The 14,793-nt window shown below is 51.1% G+C and carries 15 protein-coding genes; 4 read left to right on the forward strand and 11 right to left on the reverse strand.

Translation table 11 applies throughout. The features are described from left to right. Positions 1 to 43: 43 nt before the first annotated feature. Positions 44 to 1,132 (reverse strand): pyridoxal-phosphate-dependent aminotransferase family protein, encoded by a 1,089-nt coding sequence (locus tag EYB30_RS14275; RefSeq protein WP_206674662.1) that lies wholly within the window; start codon positions 1,130 to 1,132, stop codon positions 44 to 46. A gap of 213 nt (positions 1,133 to 1,345) precedes the next feature. On the opposite strand from EYB30_RS14275, the gene EYB30_RS14280 reads away from it, so the two are divergent. Continuing rightward, positions 1,346 to 1,687 (forward strand): zinc ribbon domain-containing protein YjdM, encoded by a 342-nt coding sequence (locus EYB30_RS14280; RefSeq protein ID WP_166839577.1) that lies wholly within the window; start codon positions 1,346 to 1,348, stop codon positions 1,685 to 1,687. A 47-nt stretch (positions 1,688 to 1,734) separates the two neighbouring features. Here EYB30_RS14280 and htpX read toward each other — a convergent pair whose 3' ends face one another. Further along, entirely contained in the window at positions 1,735 to 2,601 is an 867-nt protein-coding gene (gene htpX, locus EYB30_RS14285; RefSeq protein WP_166839578.1) for a protease HtpX, read from the reverse strand. Positions 2,602 to 2,742: 141 nt separating this feature from the next. On the opposite strand from htpX, the gene pepE reads away from it, so the two are divergent. After that, a complete protein-coding gene (gene pepE, locus EYB30_RS14290; protein WP_166839579.1) occupies positions 2,743 to 3,444 on the forward strand; it encodes a dipeptidase PepE in 702 nt (233 codons plus the stop codon). Positions 3,445 to 3,554: 110 nt separating this feature from the next. On the opposite strand, the gene bioD is transcribed toward pepE, so the two are convergent. The 4 genes from bioD to bioB are packed head-to-tail and all read right to left on the reverse strand — an operon-like array spanning position 3,555 to position 7,236. Beyond that, positions 3,555 to 4,253 (reverse strand): dethiobiotin synthase, encoded by a 699-nt coding sequence (gene bioD / locus EYB30_RS14295; RefSeq protein ID WP_166839580.1) that lies wholly within the window; start codon positions 4,251 to 4,253, stop codon positions 3,555 to 3,557. Beyond that, positions 4,243 to 5,046, reverse strand: coding sequence for a malonyl-ACP O-methyltransferase BioC (gene bioC / locus EYB30_RS14300; protein ID WP_166839581.1), 804 nt, complete (start codon positions 5,044 to 5,046; stop codon positions 4,243 to 4,245). The genes bioD and bioC overlap by 11 nt, the downstream gene beginning before the upstream one ends. After that, entirely contained in the window at positions 5,043 to 6,194 is a 1,152-nt protein-coding gene (locus tag EYB30_RS14305) for an aminotransferase class I/II-fold pyridoxal phosphate-dependent enzyme (protein ID WP_166839582.1), read from the reverse strand. Before EYB30_RS14305 ends, bioC begins: the two co-directional genes overlap by 4 nt. Before the next feature lies 1 nt (position 6,195). Continuing rightward, complete coding sequence (bioB, locus tag EYB30_RS14310; RefSeq protein ID WP_166839583.1) at positions 6,196 to 7,236, reverse strand: biotin synthase BioB; 1,041 nt, start codon at positions 7,234 to 7,236, stop codon at positions 6,196 to 6,198. Between the two features lie 106 nt (positions 7,237 to 7,342). Here bioB and bioA point away from each other — a divergent pair, with 106 nt between their 5' ends. Further along, positions 7,343 to 8,614, forward strand: coding sequence for an adenosylmethionine--8-amino-7-oxononanoate transaminase (bioA, locus tag EYB30_RS14315; RefSeq protein WP_166839584.1), 1,272 nt, complete (start codon positions 7,343 to 7,345; stop codon positions 8,612 to 8,614). Here the strand turns inward: bioA and EYB30_RS14320 are convergent. Next, positions 8,611 to 8,985, reverse strand: a complete 375-nt coding sequence (locus tag EYB30_RS14320) for a hypothetical protein (protein ID WP_166839585.1) — start codon at positions 8,983 to 8,985, stop codon at positions 8,611 to 8,613. The genes bioA and EYB30_RS14320 overlap by 4 nt on opposite strands. Before the next feature lie 101 nt (positions 8,986 to 9,086). On the opposite strand from EYB30_RS14320, the gene asnS reads away from it, so the two are divergent. Next, complete coding sequence (gene asnS / locus EYB30_RS14325; protein WP_166839586.1) at positions 9,087 to 10,487, forward strand: asparagine--tRNA ligase; 1,401 nt, start codon at positions 9,087 to 9,089, stop codon at positions 10,485 to 10,487. Between the two features lie 556 nt (positions 10,488 to 11,043). Here asnS and EYB30_RS18820 read toward each other — a convergent pair. The 4 genes from EYB30_RS18820 to glgC form a co-directional block, all read right to left on the reverse strand. Next, positions 11,044 to 11,157: a bacteriocin gene (locus EYB30_RS18820; RefSeq protein ID WP_166839587.1), complete on the reverse strand. Its 114-nt coding sequence runs from the start codon at positions 11,155 to 11,157 to the stop codon at positions 11,044 to 11,046. 211 nt (positions 11,158 to 11,368) lie between these two features. Next, a complete protein-coding gene (locus EYB30_RS14335) occupies positions 11,369 to 11,926 on the reverse strand; it encodes an NAD(P)H nitroreductase (RefSeq protein WP_166839588.1) in 558 nt (185 codons plus the stop codon). Between the two features lie 114 nt (positions 11,927 to 12,040). Next, a complete protein-coding gene (locus tag EYB30_RS14340) occupies positions 12,041 to 13,453 on the reverse strand; it encodes a glycogen synthase (protein WP_166839589.1) in 1,413 nt (470 codons plus the stop codon). 26 nt (positions 13,454 to 13,479) lie between these two features. Next, the gene (gene glgC, locus EYB30_RS14345) at positions 13,480 to 14,712 is read right to left on the reverse strand and encodes a glucose-1-phosphate adenylyltransferase (protein ID WP_166839590.1); all 1,233 of its coding nucleotides are present in this window, start codon (positions 14,710 to 14,712) and stop codon (positions 13,480 to 13,482) included. Positions 14,713 to 14,793: the final 81 nt, after the last annotated feature.

Consider the following 14,793-nt stretch of genomic DNA (forward strand, 5'->3'; position numbering starts at 1 on the left):
GGCCCCGCCTGCATCGCCGGGCTGCGGGTCAAGCATTGTGCCCCTAGCGCTGAGCCGCTAATACATCGGTCAGGGCTTTGATACACAACGCCACATTTTCGCGCCGCGCCGCATACCCCATTAAACCAATACGCCAGGCTTTACCGGCTAAATCGCCCAGACCAGCGCCAATTTCCAGGTTATATTGCTCAAGCAACTGTGTGCGTACAGCCGCATCATCAACACCTTGTGGAATATATAGGCTGTTAAGTTGTGGCAAACGATAAGCATCGGCGACAACAAACGTCAGGCCAAGACTTTCCAGCCCCTGCTTTAACAGCTGATGCATGTCGCGGTGGCGCTGCCAGCTTTGCTCCAGCCCTTCGGCCGCCAACAGACGCAGTGACTCATGCAACGCATACAACGCATTTACCGGTGCGGTATGGTGGTAGCTACGTTTGGCACCACCACTCCAGTAACTCATCACCAGGCTTTGATCTAAAAACCAGCTTTGTACCGGCCGTGTCCGTGCTTTAATACGTTCAACCGCTTTGGGCGAAAACGACACCGGCGATAACCCCGGTACACAGGACAAACACTTCTGGCTGCCAGAGTAAATGGCATCTAGGCCCCAGTCGTCAACCCTAAGCTCAACGCCGCCCAGCGACGTTACCGCATCAACAATGGATAAACAGTCATACTGCTGCGCCAGTGCGCACAGCGTTTTAGCATCTGACAAGGCGCCGGTTGAGGTTTCCGCGTGTACAAAGGCCAAATAGCGCGCCTCAGGGTTTGCTTTTAACGCCGCTTCAACAGCTGCCGGATCAACCGGCTCGCCCCAGGCATTATCCACAGTAATCGCCCTGGCACCGCAGCGCTCAACGTTTTGCCGCATCCGCTCACCAAATACGCCATTGCGGCAAACAATAACCGTATCGCCGGGTTCCAGCAGATTAACAAAGCAGGTTTCCATGCCAGCGCTGCCGGGGGCCGACACCGCCAGTGTCATCTCGTTTTTAGTCTGAAACGCATACTGCAGCAGCTGTTTTAACTCATCCATCATGCCAATAAATAGTGGATCTAAGTGGCCAACTGTTGGCCTGGCTTGTGCGGCCAGTACCTGAGGATGCACATCGGACGGACCAGGCCCCATTAAAATGCGTCGGGGCGGCAAAAAGGCGTCTATTTGGGGGGCGGCTAACATAACAACTCCAACTGTCAGATTTTGCCTTACCATAGCAAAATTAGCTGCGGATGCCAGCGCTGTTCGGCTATTGCCGTTATTCAAAAGATTAATAGTGCCGCTGACGCCAGTCTCTGGGGTATAATACGCGTTTTGCGCCTAAGTGCCCTGCCGGAGTCTGTGATGTCAACTTTACCTGCCTGCCCGAAGTGTCAATCTGTGTATACCTATGAAGATGGCGCCCTGTTAATGTGTCCAGAATGCGGCCATGAATGGTCTGCCAATGCGATGGAGGCCAGCGATGAAAAGCAAATACACGATAGTGCTGGCAACGTGCTGCAGGACGGTGACACGGTGACGGTAATCAAAGACTTAAAAGTAAAAGGCTCATCGGCCGTGGTAAAAATTGGCACTAAGGTGAAAAATATCCGCCTGGTAGAGGGCGATCATGACATCGATTGTAAAATAGACGGCTTTGGTGCCATGAGTTTAAAATCAGAATTTGTCCGCAAGGTGCAGGACTAGCCTAAAAATGGGGGCACAGTGTTCTGCCCCCATTTCAGTTTGCTTATTTAGAACTGGCGGCTGCGCAATGCAGCAATGCGTTTTTCCAGCGGCGGGTGGCTTAAAAACAGCTCAGATTTTGCTGCACCACCGGCAATGCCAAATGCCATCATACTGCCTTCCAGCCGGCTTTCGTGGTTATGCTTTAACCGCTCTAATGCTGCGATCATTTTATTCGGGTTCCCTTCAAGCTTGGCTGCACCGGCATCGGCGCGGTATTCACGCTGCCGTGAAAACCACATTACGATAATACTGGCCAGTACACCAAATACCATCTCCAGCACTATTACGGTGGCAAAATAGGCCAAACCGCCACCCTGGTTGTTATTGCCGTTGTTGTTCAGCATACCGGCTACCAGACGTGCCAGGAAAATAACGAAAGTGTTTACCACGCCCTGAATAAGCGTCAGCGTCACCATATCTCCGTTAGCAATGTGTGACACTTCGTGTGCCAGTACCGCTTCTACCTCATCTTCACGCATATTGCGCAGCAAGCCGGTGCTTACTGCTACAAGGGCGTCATTACGGTTCATACCGGTGGCAAAGGCATTCATCTCTGGCGAGTCATACACGGCCACTTCCGGCATGCCAATACCAGCGGCTTTGGCCTGGCGCGCTACAGTGGCCATTAACCATTGCTCAGTCGCATTGCGTGGCTGTTCAATCACAACGGCACCGGTAGAACGTTTTGCCATCCATTTTGATATCGCCAGCGATATAAAAGCGCCGCCAAAGCCAAAAATGGCAGCAAATACCAGCAAGCCGCCAATGCTGCTACGGTCAACACCCAGAAAACTAAAGACAATATTAAGCACTATGCTTAATACCAGTATCACCGCCAGGTTAGTGGCTAAAAACAACAACACTCTTTTCATAACAGCTACCTCAAATGACTCACTACCCGCTAATATATGGCCTTAGAGCTTGTTTTCAATCAGCGGTGCCACCATAACAGCGGCATAATTTGTAACGAATGATGTCTGTCGCCAGGGCATCACAGTACATCGGAGTGTATTATGCAGTTATTACTACTTAGCAGCTCACGCGCCAATAATAGCGACTATCTGGCGCCCTATATGAACTGGCTCAGCGACCATCTGGCAGGCGTCGACGAGTTGCTGTTTATTCCCTATGCCGGTGTCAGCATCAGCTATGACGACTACTTGCAGATGGTAAGCCAGGCTCTGGCGCCAAAAGGTATTAAAGTCAGCAGTATTCATCAGCACGCGGATGCGCGTCAGGCGGTGCTTAACGCCAAAGCCATTGCCGTTGGCGGTGGTAATACGTTTCACCTGCTTTACCAGTTATATCAGCAGGATATTGTGCAACTAATCAAAAAACGCGTAACCGAAGGGGTGCCTTATATCGGCTGGAGTGCCGGTTCAAATATCGCTGGCGCCACTATTCGCACCACCAACGATATGCCGATTATTGAACCGGCGTCGTTTAATGCCCTCAACCTACTGCCGCTGCAGTTAAACCCGCATTACACCGACTATAAAGCAGCAGGTTTTCATGGTGAGACCCGTGATATGCGTTTAGCGGAATTTATGCAATTACATCCGGCCACGCCCATTATTGCGCTGCCCGAGGGAACAGCGCTTAAACGCAGTGGCAATAGCTTAACCCTGCTCGGTAACGAGGGGGGTTATCTGTTTCTCGGTGGCAATAAAACGCCATTGGCAGAGAACTGCGATTTAGCTGAGTTTCTGCTGTAAACAAATCATCTGCAGAGGTCAGAGCTTGTTTACGAAGGTTGGAAAACACGATCAGTCGCCACAGAGTGTCTGAGCGAACGCGCTAACGGTAGCGAGTTGCTGTGGCGAGCTTAGCGTGTGTTGCAACCTTGAGTTTTTAACACCTTGCCTGCCAACTCTCGCGCTAACTGCTGATATTGCACCGGATCGGGCGAAAAAGGCACTACACCTAAACAAGGCGCGCTAATACGGCCGGTTAAATCGGCAATATTTTGCGCCAGCAGTGCCATATCAGGGTCAATACAATTAGCCACCCAGCCAAGCAACTGACAGCCACTACGTTCAATTTCGCGCACCGTTAACATGGCATGGTTCAAACAGCCGAGCTTCACACCAACGATCAGTACGACAGGTAAACCATGTTCTGCCACCCAGTCAGCCAGATAACGTTTATCCGTTATTGGTAATAACCAACCGCCGGCACCTTCAATCAACAGTTGTTCCACGTTCAGGCTTTGCCAGTTCGCCAGCGTGTTATTTAATAGCGCTTCGTCAATCGGCTTTTGCTCACTGATGGCGGCCAGATGCGGTGCCACCGGCGCCTGATAACAAATAGGGTTCACCTGCGCATAAGGTAACGCGATACCAGAATGTTGCTGCAGCAGTAACGCGTCACCATTCTGACCCTGCGCGTTAGCCCCCGCCGCTATTGGCTTTACACCAATGGCCGGCACATTAAGCGCCTTAAAGCCCTGCAATAGCAGGCCGCTGATAAAGGTTTTACCGGCGTCGGTATCAGTAGCCGTGATAAAAACTGCATTAGCCGCCATGTTTTACTCCACTGATCAGCAATACCTGATAACTGGCCGGCAACCCCAGCACAGTACGATGAACTTCATAAGCTTGCGCCAGTTGCTGCCAGTAACCCTTACCGGTTAAGCCATTGCGCCGCCCGGCGACCTGATTCGCCCCCAGCTGTTTTAACTCGCGCGCTAATGTCTGTACATCGGGGTAATACAGCGGATAACGGCGCAGTTCAAACTGCCAGTTAATATTTGCTGCAGCAACAGCCGCTTGTCTGATGCTGTCAACGGCTAAAAACCGACTGACGTGCGGATAATTATCCAGACTGGCAAAGGCTTGCGACAACTCAGTTAAGGTGCCCTCTACCAGTGTGCTGATTGCCACTTTACCGCCCGGTGTCAAAAGCCGGTCTATTTCGCGAAACACCGCTTCGGGCTCACTGCACCACTGCAACATCAGGCTGGAAAATACCCTATCTACGCTGTTATCACACAAGGGTAACTGCTGGGCATCAGCTTGCAGATAGCTTTTCGCCAGTGCCGAGCGGGCAGCCACTTCTAGCATACCGGCGCTTAAATCAACCGCGGTAAAGGCGCTACAGTAATCGACAAAACGCGGATGCAGCCAGCCCGGGCCACAGCCCAGGTCGAGCAAATGCCCGCTTGCTGTTTTGGGCAGCAGGGCCAGTGCATCCAGTGCCACCTGCTGTTGTAAACGGGCGCCCTGCATATAGCTTAGTGAGGCTGCGCTAAAGCTTTTGGCAACCTGTTGCTTAAACGCACTGCCACTGTCTGACGTGGGCTCAATTACAGCACTCATACTAACTGCCTTAACTGCTGTACTAATTGGTGAATATCCTCAGCGCTGTGCTGTGCACTTAACGTAATACGCAAACGGGCGCTGCCTTGTGGCACTGTTGGCGGCCGGATGGCGCTAAGCCAAATGCCATCTTGCTTTAATTGCTGGCTAACCGCTAATGCCCGCTCACTGCTACCCAATACCAGGCCCTGAATCGCGCTTTCGGAGTTTAATAGTGGTAAATCAGCGGCCAGCCGGCGAAACAGCGCAATATTGCTGTGCAGTTTGTCACGCCGCCAGCTTTGGCGGCGGCAAAGCGCAATACTTTTTATCACGCCGGCGCACAGTGCCGGCGATAGCGCCGTGCTGTAGATATAATGCCGGCCAAACTGGGTTAAATACTCAATCACTGTTTTACTGCCACCAATAAAGGCACCACCAACGCCCAGTGCTTTGCCAAAATTGGCCATAGAACAAAAGATATCGGCCGGTTCGATGCCCTGCTTGGCCGCTGTGCCCTTGCCTTCTGGCCCCAATACCCCTAATCCATGCGCATCATCTAACAGCAGCGCCGCCTGATGTTGCTGACACTGACGGAGCATTTCGCCAAGATCCGGGCTGTCGCCGTCCATGCTAAACACGCCTTCAGTCACCACCAGCGCCTGCTCAGTCTGGCTCAGCAAAGCTTGCAGTGCTGGTATATTGTTATGGGCAAAGCGTTTAAATCCGGCTTTACTATGCAGGGCACCGTCGATCAGCGAGGCATGGCTTAACTTATCCAGCAGCAGCGTATCGCCCTTTTGCGCCAGGGTTTGCAACATGGTTTGATTAGCGGCAAAGCCGGATGAAAACAGCATCACCTGCTCAAATCCCAGCCAGTCGCATAAGGTGTCACACAGCGTTTGATGCACCTGATGCTGGCCGGTAACCAAAGGAGAGCCCGTGCTACCGGCACCAAACTGATGGGCGCCTTCAGCAACGGCTTGTAAAACCTCAGGCGCCGTGGCTAAACCAAGATAATCATTGCCGGAGAAATTCAAGAAGGACTGTCCGGCAACGACCAACAAGCGGCCACAGTAGCGCTGCAGCGTTACCGGCGTGCGCAACAAGTGTTGTGTTGCACGTTGGTCCAACGCCTGTTGCAGCTGCACCAGTCGATTGGCAGCCATACTATTGTGCTGCGTGAAACAACGGCGGATTCGCCTGCTCTTTTATCGCATCGGCCAATGCCAGTTGGTGCGCTTCGTCAGACACATCGTGGCGCTGCTCAGGCTTAATACCCAGCTTGGCAAACAGCTGCATATCGGCATCGGCCTCCGGATTATCGGTGGTTAACAGCTTATCGCCGTAAAAAATCGAATTGGCACCGGCGAAGAAGCACAGCGCCTGCATCTGCTCGTTCATGCGTGAACGGCCGGCCGATAAGCGCACATGGCTTTGTGGCAGCATAATACGCGCCACGGCGATAGTACGGATAAATTCAAAGGCGTCTAAGTCTTCAACGTTCTCCAGCGGCGTACCGGCAACTTTTACCAGCATGTTAATTGGCACGCTCTCGGGGTGCTCGGGCAAGTTAGCCAGCTGCATTAGCAGTGCTGAGCGGTCATTGGCGCTTTCGCCCATGCCTAAAATACCGCCACAGCACACCTTCATACCGGCATCACGCACATGAGTTAACGTATCTAACCGGTCCTGATAGGTACGGGTGGTAATAATTTCACCGTAAAACTCCGGCGAGGTATCCAGGTTATGATTGTAATAATCCAGTCCGGCCTCAGCCAGGGTTTGTGCCTGGTCGCCATCAAGCATGCCCAGTGTCATGCAGGTTTCCAGCCCCATGGCTTTTACGCCGCGAACCATTTCAATAATGTACGGCATGTCACGCTGCTTCGGGTTAGTCCAGGCAGCGCCCATACAAAAGCGGCTGGCGCCTTTATCTTTAGCGGCTTTGGCCTGTGTCAGCACTTTTTCTACTTCAAGCAAGCGTTCGCGCTCCAGCCCGGTATTGTAGTGGCCGCTTTGCGGACAATATTTGCAGTCTTCAGCGCAGGCACCGGTTTTAATCGACAATAAGGTGCTTACCTGTACTTCGTTCGGCTTAAAATGCTGACGATGCACCGTTTGTGCCTGAAACAGTAAATCATTAAATGGCAGTGCATACAGCGCATTAACCTGCGCTAAGGTCCAATCATGGCGGACAACAGCCTGCATAAATATCCCTGATTAAATTGAGGTTAACATTATTTTCCGCTAGTCTAACCGCCGCCCCTATCTTGTCAACGCTGACCAGCAGCAAAACTTTACTACAGGTTAAATAATGAGCATTGATCTTGCTTTTGATCGCCAGCATATCTGGCATCCTTATACTTCTATGCTAAACCCGCTGCCGGTGTATCCGGTGGTTGCCGCTGAGGGCTGTGAGCTAATACTGGAAAATGGCCAGCGTCTGGTAGACGGCACCGCATCCTGGTGGTCGGCGGTGCATGGCTACAATCACCCGGTGTTAAATCAGGCAGTAACAGCGCAGCTTAGCAAGATGGCGCATGTCATGTTCGGCGGCATTACCCATCAGCCGGCAGTGCAGCTTTGCCAGCAGTTGCTTGCTATGGTGCCGGCTAACTTAACCAAAGTATTTTTGGCCGACAGCGGCTCTATTTCGGTAGAAGTGGCGATAAAAATGGCGCTGCAATACTGGCTGGCCAGCAGCACACCGCAAAAACAAAAGCTGGTAAGTTTACGCAAAGGCTACCATGGCGATACCTTTGCAGCGATGGCGGTATGCGACCCGGTTGATGGTATGCACGATATGTTTGCTAACCTGTTGCCGCAACATTACTTTTTACCGGCGCCGCAAAGCCGCTTTGCTGGCAAGTTTCTGCCAGAGGATATTGCTCAGCTTGAGCAGCTGCTGGCAGAAAAACACCATGAAATTGCCGCGCTGATTTTAGAGCCGATAGTGCAAGGCTATGGCGGTATGCGCTTTTATCATCCAGAGTATTTACGCCGCGCCCGCGCGCTGTGCGACAAATATCAGGTGCTGCTGATAGCCGATGAAATTGCCACCGGCTTTGGCCGCACCGGTAAGTTGTTTGCCTGCGAACATGCTGATATACAGCCCGATATTATGTGTGTAGGTAAAGCATTAAGTGGCGGTTACATTACACTGGCCGCAACCCTGTGCACCGATGAGGTTGCCCGCGGTATCAGCTTAAGTGCCGCCGGCGGCTTAATGCATGGCCCTACCTTTATGGCCAACCCGCTGGCCTGCGCCGTGGCCAGTGCCAGTTTGGATTTAATTGCCAAGGGCGACTGGCAGCAGCAAGTCGCGGCAATTGAAGCCCAGCTAAAGCATGAGCTGGCGCCTTGCCAACAATCGCCGTTAGTAAAAGATGTGCGGGTGCTTGGCGCCATTGGCGTGCTGGAAATGCACTCGAAGGTGAATGTCGCTGAATTACAGCAACGCTTTGTCGAGCTGGGAGTATGGATCCGGCCCTTTAATAACCTGATTTATATTATGCCGCCATTTATTATCAGCCCGCAGCAACTGAGCAAACTTAGCTCGGCAATGTGTCAGCTGGTGAACGTTTAAGCGTACCACAGCAAATACAACAGCAAACTAATGCAGCTTACCAGCAGTAACACTATGTTCAGATGCAAGTGATCAGAACGCCGGCGCAAGCGCAAGCGGTTTAACACTATACTCAGGCCACTGGCGCAGGCCGCCGCAATTAAAAAGTACTGCAGGCAGGCAGTGAGTGTTGGGTGCCACTCATCGCGAATGTCAATGCCCCAGTAGCGTACCAGGCCGGTATCCATTTCCGGCCTGGCATAATGCGCCAATACCATCGCCAGCACAAACAACAGCCAGCCAATAATTGCCAGCCAGCTAAAGGCACGGCAGATCAGATCCGGCCCTTGTCGACGTTCATACTTTTCTGGTTTTGCCGCTTCAATCGTCAATTTTATCGTCCTGCTAACTTTTACTTGTGTTGTGCGCTTGGCTCAGTATCATTACAAACTTTACGCAGTTGTCTAAGTTTACACCCTCTGGAGTTTGTTGCATGACGCACGCCGTTATTAAAGATGTTTTAGCTGGTCGCTATGCCGTAGGTGACGTTGTCACCGTGAAAGGCTGGATCCGCACCCGCCGCGATTCAAAAGCCGGCATTTCCTTTTTAGCTATTCATGATGGCAGCTGCTTTGACGCTGTGCAGGCAGTAGCGCCGGCAGAGCTTGATAATTACGAGTCAGAAGTAAAGCGTTTAACCACCTCATGCTCGGTGGCCGTTAGTGGCACTGTTGCCCGCTCTGAAGGCCAGGGCCAGGCATTTGAATTACAAGCCACGCAGGTTGAAGTATTAGGTTGGGTTGAAAACCCGGACACCTACCCTATGGCGCCCAAACGCCACAGCATGGAATACCTGCGGGAACACGCACATCTACGCCCTCGCACCAACATTATGGGCGCAGTCACCCGGGTGCGGCATTGTTTAGCCCAGGCGGTGCACCGTTTCTTCCATGAGCAAGGCTATTACTGGATCAGCACGCCCATTATCACCGGCTCAGACGCTGAAGGCGCCGGTGAGATGTTCCGCGTTAGCACGCTGGACATGGAAAACCTGCCACGCAACGACAAAGGCAAAATTGATTACAGCCAGGATTTCTTCGGTAAAGAAACCTTCTTAACCGTGTCAGGCCAGTTAAACGGCGAAACCTATGCCTGTGCTATGTCAAAAATTTACACCTTTGGCCCGACGTTCCGTGCAGAAAACTCTAACACCAGCCGCCATTTAGCCGAGTTTTGGATGATAGAGCCGGAAGTGGCCTTTGCTGAGCTTAAAGATATCGCCCAGTTAGCCGAAGATATGCTGAAATACGTCTGCAAAGCGGTACTGACCGAGCGTGCTGACGATATGGCGTTTTTCGCCGAGCGTATCGACCCGACCGCCGTAACCCGCTTACAACAGTTAGTTGACTCAAGCTTTGTGCGGATGGATTACACCGACGCAATTGAGATCTTAAAAAGCTGCGGTAAGAAATTTGAATACCCGGTTGAATGGGGTGTCGATTTACAGTCTGAGCACGAGCGCTATTTAGCCGAAGAGCATGTGGGCGCGCCTATCATCATGCAAAACTACCCGAAAGACATTAAAGCGTTTTACATGCGCTTAAACGACGACGGTAAAACCGTTGCCGCGATGGACGTGTTAGCGCCGGGTATCGGTGAAATTATCGGCGGCAGTCAGCGTGAAGAGCGTTTAGATGCCTTCGACAAACGTCTGGATGAAATGGGCTTAAACAAAGAAGACTACGGCTGGTACCGCGACCTGCGCCGCTACGGCACAGTACCCCACGCCGGCTTTGGTTTAGGTTTCGAGCGTTTGGTGTCGTACGTTACCGGTATTGGTAATATCCGCGATGTTATCGCCTTCCCACGCACCCCGGGTAACGCTGAGTTTTAATCTTTTTAGATAGAAAAACAGGAGCAGCCAGTCTGCTCCTGAAAATAAATGAGAAAGGAATCTTTTGCAGAAATCATGGAGCTTTAATAATAAATCTTGATAAAGATATGGCTACGAAAAAACCTAAAATTGTTGCGATAATATCGTATATGTCAAAGTAAAAATCATTCATTGAGACCTGAGCAAACTCATAAATTATCAAGCCAGTGCAAAATAAAAATATTGACTCCCCGACTCTATCTAACTTATAAAACAATGATATCGCCAAGGAAACGAATGCAGCGGCGATAAAGTTTGGGGCAGAACCTAGTACTATAGACATAAGCCCCAAATGTTCATTGCCCCTTTGAGCCTTAACCAGAGTGTCCAGAAGTAAAGCGATTACCAGAAAAATCAGGCCAAGAGACCGACATAAATATGCTTTTTTCATTTTAAATAAAAAAGCACATAGGCATACCCAATGTGCTTTTCCCGATTAAAAAATTAAGGAAGGTGGCGCCCAATATTATAATGCCATGACGCCTTCATAGATGACCAAGAGTTATTCAGATAATTATTAATGCCGTCGTATCCACCCATAGCATCGTAAGCATAAGCCCCAGCCACCCCCCCAAAACAATGGGTTTCCACCAGAAATATTATTTAACTCGCTTGATGATAAAGTCTTCATGCTGAAAGTATCCTTCTATTTTATTTAGATAATACTATTTAGCCTCAGCGCGCAACTTAATTATCGATTGTTAATATTTTTAATATAACTGTGAGATTTTACAGGTAAGAAAAATAGTCGTATGGCTCTGACGTGTTTCGTTTACTGGTTTACCACGGAAGCAACAATACTCCAAAGAGCGTTAACGCTCTTTGGATGTGCTTAGAAGACTTTACAGGTAAGAAAAATATTCGGCTGGCTCGGGTGTGTGCCGTTTAGCCGGCTCGCCGCTTGGTGTGCCGAGGTATAAAAAGCCGACGATTTCGTCGTCCTCACCTAACTCCAGTGCTTGTTTAACAAAATCCAGCTGTGAATAAGCGCCGGTGCGCCAGATGCCACCGAAGCCCTGGGCAAAGGCGGCTTGCTGCATGGCCATGACTGCACAGGCAGCGGAGTGTTGTTGTTCAATTAGCGGCACTTTGGCGTGTTCTACCGCTTTCGCAATACACACAATCACCATAGGTGCGCGCAGTGGCAGTAGCCGGGCGCGCTCGAGCAGTTCGTTACTGATCGCCGGATCGTCTTCTACCGCTGCTTCAGCAAAAATATCGCCTAACCGGCACAGCGCCTGGCGCCCCTCAGCGATAACAAAACGCCAGGGGCGTAAGTTGCCATGATCCGGCACCTGCAGTGCGGCGCGTTTAATGTTCTCCAGCGTCTCGCCTTGTGGCGCAGGCTCGGTTAAACGGGCAGAAGAAAAACGGCTGGTAAGTAAAGTTAATGCATCCATAATAAACCCCGATGGTGTTAGCTGCGCGCAGCCTAGCAAATTAACAGTAACCTTTACATCAGATTATCGCAAGGTAACGCCCGGCTGACGGGCTTTCAACCAGTTTGCTGAAATTTAATGCGTTTTCGCCAGTAAGGCCTGCTGGTACAGCGCCAGATAGGCCGTAGCAGCACTGGCCCAGCTAAAGTTTTGCCGCATGCCATTTTGTTGCACCCGCCGGTAACTGGCAGCTTTACTAAACAATAACTCAGCCTGGGATAACGCCTCAACAGTGGCGCTAACTTCCGCTGCGGTAAAACCAATACCGGTAGCGCCACGGCCAGGCCAGGGTTTTACCGTGTCTTTTAAACCGCCGGTGAGCCGTACCAGTGGCACTGTGCCATAGCGTAAACTGTAAATCTGGTTTAAACCGCAAGGTTCAAACAACGATGGCATTAGAAAAAAGTCGCCGGCCGCTTCCAACTGATGTGCCAGTGCGTCGCTAAAACCAAGAATAAAACGGAATTTATCCGGAAAATCCCACTGCAATTGCTCCAGCGCTAAGCAGTATTTAGCCTCGCCGGTGCCCATCACCACTACCTGCGCCGCGGCTGTTGGCAGCCATTGCCGTAATGCCGGTATTAAATAGTCGTAGCCTTTTTGCCCGGTTAAGCGGCTAACGGCGACAAACAGCGGCTGTGATGTTGCTGCCAGATGTAAATGGCGCACAATAGCCTGCTTACACAGCGCTTTGCCCTGCATGGCATCTAAATCATAATGCGCAGCCAAATGTGCGTCGCGGCCCGGGTGCCAGATGTCATAGTCACAGCCGTTTAAAATACCGGTAAAGTCAGCGGCACGCTGTTGATACCATACCGCTAAACCGGCGGCCATCGGCTCGTGCATCAGCTCATCACGATAACCCTGGCTTACGGTGTTGAGCTTGTCGGCGTATTGCAGCGCTGTGGCCAGAAAATTCAGCTCGCTATGCTGCTCTGGTGCTATATCCAGCTCAGTGCGCCAGTGTTGGGCGCATTTTTCCTGATAAGCGCCATTGTGAATACTAAACACAAAAGGTACCGCGGCCAGTGCTGTGCCGGCAAAATGCTGTTTTAAATAGTATGCCGCGGCTGCGCTTTGCCAGTCATGGCCATGAATGACATCAAACTGCTGATCAGTTTGCAGCGCCCATTGCAGCGCCGCTTTACAAAAAAAAGCAAAACGCAGCGGGTTGTCACTGTAGCCATGCTCACCATCATCATAGGGCCGCTGGCGCCGGAAAAAATCATGGTGCTCCACCAACGCAATCTCAACGCCGTCGAGCTGCAATTGATGCACGGCGCAGCCAAAATCACGGCCGGCTAAATCAATGTATACCGATTGCCAGTCCGTGCCTGAAAGGTGATACAAGCTGGCGTAGCGTGGCAGCACAACGCAAACCTGATGCCCCGCAGCCACTAAAGCTTGCGCCAGACCGCGACAGGCATCTGCCAGGCCGCCGGTTTTTATCAGGCCTTCATACTCACTACATATAAACAATATCCGCACGCGGCTTCCTTACTTTAACGCTGTGCTTAGTCAAAACCCACCATGGCACCTTTGGGGATCACTATCACGCCACTGGCCGAAACATGAAACCGCTGTTTATCCAGTACCGGATCTTCGCCAATAATAGTGCCGGGCGCAATCCGCACATCTTTATCAATAATAGCGCGGCGAATACGACAGCCCCGGCCAATGTCGTTGTTGCCCATCAGCACGCATTTTTCAATGTAGCTGTGGCTATGTACATGCACGTTAAAGCCCAGGATCGACTGATAAACAATAGAGCCGCTGACAATGCAGCCGGAGGCCACCATAGAACTTATTGCCTGGCCGGTACGGTTGGCTTCATCATGCACAAACTTTGCCGGCGGCACCGGTGGCGTATAACCCCTTAGTGGCCAGTATTTGTTGTACAAATCAAACGGCGGCTCGACAGAAATCAGATCCATGTTGGCTTCATAGTAGGAGTCAATGGTGCCGACATCGCGCCAGTACCCTGAGCTACGCTCATTTTCACCGCGAATGGTATTAGAAGAAAAATCATACACATAAACATCACCTGACGGATACAAACCGGGGATAATATTGTGGCCAAAGTCGTGCTTAGAGTCAGCTTGTTTGGCATCCTCTTCCAATACATTGACCAGGGTTTTCGCTTCAAAAATGTAGTTACCCATAGAAGCCAGTACAAAGCCCGGCCGGCCGGGAATGGTTTTCGGGTTGGTTTTCGGCTTTTCTTCAAAGCCGATCATTTTACCGCTGGCATCCACTTCGATAACACCAAACTCATGCGCCTGCTCTACCGGTACCGGTATGGCTGCAACGGTCAGGCGGGCATTATGTTGTCGGTGATAATCCAGCATCTGGCGTACATCCATCTTATAGATATGATCACCGCCAAACACACAAACATGCTCAGGATCCAGGCCATGTATTAAGTGCAGGTTTTGATAAATAGCGTCAGCCGTGCCCAGATACCAGTGTTTGCCGGTTTGCATCTGTGCCGGTATCGGGTCGATAAAACGGTTGGTTAAACCGGTTACGCGCCAGGCCCTGCTCAGGTGTTTCATTAGCGAGTGCGATTTAAACTGGGTAATAACAAAGATTTGTAACAAGTCAGAGTTAACAAAGTTGTTCATCACAAAATCGATAATGCGGTAGTTACCGCCAAACGGTACTGCAGGTTTTGCTCTGACACCGGTTAAAGGCGCTAAACGCGTGCCCTCACCACCTGCCAGTATCATGGTTAATACCCCGGACATAGAAACTCCCTGTGCTGCTTGCTGTGTGATTTTTATCTAAGGTGCAAAGCTGATACCAGAATAGCAGCCATGCGAAACAAA

Origin of the sequence: Rheinheimera pleomorphica, assembly GCF_011634895.1 — a bacterium.
Lineage (GTDB): Bacteria > Pseudomonadota > Gammaproteobacteria > Enterobacterales > Alteromonadaceae > Alishewanella > Alishewanella pleomorphica.

Bases quoted from the DNA above. Each gene is read 5' to 3' on its own strand.
- bioA (WP_166839584.1), top strand. From the start codon at position 7,343: ATGAGCATTGATCTTGCTTTTGATCGCCAGCATATCTGGCATCCTTAT.
- EYB30_RS14275 (WP_206674662.1), bottom strand. From the start codon at position 1,132: ATGGGGCCTGGTCCGTCCGATGTGCATCCTCAGGTACTGGCCGCACAA.
- htpX (WP_166839578.1), bottom strand. From the start codon at position 2,601: ATGAAAAGAGTGTTGTTGTTTTTAGCCACTAACCTGGCGGTGATACTG.
- bioD (WP_166839580.1), bottom strand. From the start codon at position 4,253: ATGGCGGCTAATGCAGTTTTTATCACGGCTACTGATACCGACGCCGGT.
- EYB30_RS18820 (WP_166839587.1), bottom strand. From the start codon at position 11,157: ATGAAGACTTTATCATCAAGCGAGTTAAATAATATTTCTGGTGGAAAC.
- EYB30_RS14280 (WP_166839577.1), top strand. From the start codon at position 1,346: ATGTCAACTTTACCTGCCTGCCCGAAGTGTCAATCTGTGTATACCTAT.
- asnS (WP_166839586.1), top strand. From the start codon at position 9,087: ATGACGCACGCCGTTATTAAAGATGTTTTAGCTGGTCGCTATGCCGTA.
- bioC (WP_166839581.1), bottom strand. From the start codon at position 5,046: ATGAGTGCTGTAATTGAGCCCACGTCAGACAGTGGCAGTGCGTTTAAG.
- EYB30_RS14335 (WP_166839588.1), bottom strand. From the start codon at position 11,926: ATGGATGCATTAACTTTACTTACCAGCCGTTTTTCTTCTGCCCGTTTA.
- bioB (WP_166839583.1), bottom strand. From the start codon at position 7,236: ATGCAGGCTGTTGTCCGCCATGATTGGACCTTAGCGCAGGTTAATGCG.
- glgC (WP_166839590.1), bottom strand. From the start codon at position 14,712: ATGTCCGGGGTATTAACCATGATACTGGCAGGTGGTGAGGGCACGCGT.
- EYB30_RS14305 (WP_166839582.1), bottom strand. From the start codon at position 6,194: ATGGCTGCCAATCGACTGGTGCAGCTGCAACAGGCGTTGGACCAACGT.
- pepE (WP_166839579.1), top strand. From the start codon at position 2,743: ATGCAGTTATTACTACTTAGCAGCTCACGCGCCAATAATAGCGACTAT.